Below are 2,827 nucleotides of genomic sequence, written 5' to 3'. Positions count from 1 at the left end.
TCGGTCGCAGGCTGCGTTCGTGCTTGCGGCGCTCGGCGTCGAAGCTCTCCTGCAACTCCACCAGCGCCTTCTGCTGGCTGCGCTGGAAGGCCTGCTCCGACATGGCACGGTGTTCCCGGTAGACCTGCAGGGCCTCGGAGAAATAGCCCGCTTTCTCCAGATAGTGGGCCAGGTCGGCCAGTTCCTCGGCCTGTGGCACCACCTCGTCGGCCCGCCGCTGCTGGTCCAGCACCTCCCGCACCAGGGACATGCCTTCGTCCTTGCGCCGCATGGCGATGAGGGCCAGCCCGGTGTTGAAGTAGGCCAACTGCTCGATCTCGCTGGAGCGCAGCTGACGGGCCAGCGGCAGCGCCTGCTGGGCCTGGGTGTAGGCCTGCCGGTAGTCGCCCTGGCGCAGGTAGTGGTCGCTGAGGTTGGCCAGGCCCATGGCCACGCTGAACTGGTCGCCGGCCTGCCGTGCGTACTGGATCGACTGGCTGAGCGCCTTCAGGGCCTGTGCCTCCTGCCCCTCGTCGGACAGCAGGATGGACTCCACGGTGGCCGCCTCGGACAGGGACACCCAGTCCTCGGTGGCCTGGGCCAACGCCTTGGCCTCGTCGTTCAGGTGGTGGGCCCGCTCGCGCTGCCCCGCCCGCAGATAGGTGTAGGCCAAGCCGCTCAGGAGTTCGCTGCGCCGCCAGGGTTGACCACGCTCCACCAAGCGCAAGGCCTGCTGGGTCAGGCGGGCCGCCGCGTCGAAATGGCCCAGGTTCTCCTCGACAGAGGCGTGGATCACCAGACAGGACATGTGGATGGACACCGAGGTGTTGGCATCCAGCAGGCGCATGGCCTCTTCCAGCGGTTCATCCGCCCGGGACAGGGTGCCCTGCAGACGCACCAGACTTCCCTGCAGACAGTTGCTGGCCACCTCGGCATCGCGGCGCAGCTGGGCCGGTCCCTGGCGAGTCAGCTCACGCACCTGCTGCAACAGGGGGCCGACAGCATCGGGCTGGGCCAGGTTGATGCGCAGGCCCGTCAGCAGCCGCAGAATCTCCAACCGCCGCGGCGAGGGCTCGGTGGCCTGGGCCAGCAGCAATTCGAGCTTGCGGGCCACCTCGGTCGGATGGGCCCGGGCCTCGTACTCCAACTGCGCCAGGTCATCGCCCGCCCGCACGACCGGCTCCACCGCGCCCGCCGCGGCAACCCCGCCCAGGGCGAAGCACACCAGGCTCAGGTGACGCAGCAGGTGCGCGCACAGCGCACGCGGGAAGACGGCGGCGAACTTCACGACAGCGGGTTGGAAACAGCCTCGATCTCAGTCGATGGGGGTCAGCTTGGCGATCGACAGCGCCAGCCACTTCGCGCCATGCCGCCCGAAGTTCACCTGGGCCCGGGCATCCGGACCCGATCCTTCCAAGGTCACCACCACTCCTTCACCAAACTTCGCGTGGAACACCGACTGCCCCACCTTGAACCCATGGCCCGCGGCCTCGGCCGCGGCCGCCTTCATCGCAGCGGGCACGGGCGGCTCAGCCTGGGGTTGCCAGCCGGTGTTGCGCCGCCCGGCGCCCACCATGGAACCCAGCCCACTGCCGCGCTGCCAGGCCGCCTGGTAGTCCCTTGCAAAACCCGAGCCAAAGCCCTGGGTGCGCGGCGTGAGCCATTTCAGGGCACTCTCGGGCAGCTCGTCCAGGAAGCGGCTCTTGACGTTGTAGCGGGTCTGGCCGTGCAGCATCCGCGTCTGGCTGAAGCTCAGGTACAGGCGTTGGCGGGCCCGGGTGATGGCCACGTACATCAGGCGCCGCTCCTCCTCCAGCCCGTCGGCGTCGGACAGCGCGTTCTCGTGCGGGAACAGGCCCTCTTCCAGCCCGGTGATGAACACCGCGTCGAATTCCAGGCCCTTGGCCGAGTGCACGGTCATCAGCTGGATGGCGTCCTGCCCGGCCTGGGCCTGGTTGTCGCCGGCCTCCAGGGCCGCATGGGTCAGGAAGGCCGCCAGCGGGCTCATGATCTCGCCGGTCTCGGCGTCGGGCGTCAGGTCCACCGGGGCCGGTGCCTCGGGCACACCGGGCTCACGCGGCGCGGCAATGGTGCCCGGGCCCAACTCGTCCACCGGCAGGGCCACGGCGTCCTTGCCGAAGCCTTCCTGGGTGACGAAGGCCTCGGCCGCGGTGACCAGTTCCTCCAGGTTCTCGATGCGGTCGGCGCCTTCCTTCTCGGTGCGGTAGAAGTCCACCAGCCCGGAGCGGTGCAGCATGTGCTCGATGATCTCGCGCAGCGTCAGGCCCTGGGTCTCGTTGCGCATGCCATCGATCAGCGCATTGAAGCCGGCCAGGTTGGCACCGCCCTTGCCGCCCACCGCGCCCACGCTCTGCCACAGGCTGCGGCCGGTCTGGCGGGCGGCGTCCTGCAGCTGTTCCAGCGTGCGCGCACCAATGCCGCGCGTGGGGAAGTTGACCACCCGCAGGTAGCTGGTGTCGTCGTGGCAGTTCTCGATCAGGCGCAGATAGGCCAGCGCGTGCTTGATTTCCGCCCGCTCGAAGAAGCGCATGCCGCCGTAGACGCGGTAGGGGATGCCGGCGTTGAACAGCGCCGATTCGATCACCCGCGACTGGGCGTTGCTGCGGTAGAGGATGGCGATCTCGTGGCGCGCCATGCCGCCGCGGTGCAACTGCTGAGCCTCTTCCAGCACCCACTGGGCCTCGTTGAAGTCGCTGGCGTTCTCCTGCACCCGCACGGGTTCGCCAGGCCCCGCTTCGGTGCGCAGGTTCTTGCCCAGGCGCCGGCTGTTGTGCGCGATCAGCGCATTGGCCGCGTCCAGGATGTAGCGGTAGCTGCGGTAGTTGCG

2 protein-coding genes are annotated in these 2,827 nt (G+C 69.0%); both read right to left on the bottom strand.

Annotated elements, in window-relative coordinates:
* Positions 1–1,267, bottom strand: a 1,267-nt coding sequence (locus tag I73_RS09130; RefSeq protein WP_026096508.1) for a hypothetical protein, incomplete at its 3' end; no start/stop codon positions are given.
* 27 nt (positions 1,268–1,294) lie between these two features.
* Positions 1,295–2,827, bottom strand: a 1,533-nt coding sequence (locus I73_RS09125) for a 3'-5' exonuclease (RefSeq protein WP_022980327.1), incomplete at its 5' end; no start/stop codon positions are given.

It is taken from the genome of Ideonella sp. B508-1, from assembly GCF_000333615.1.
Lineage (GTDB): Bacteria > Pseudomonadota > Gammaproteobacteria > Burkholderiales > Burkholderiaceae_C > Ideonella.
The sequence above is the reverse complement of the archived record's forward strand: the minus strand, read 5'-3'. Positions and strand labels throughout refer to the sequence as shown.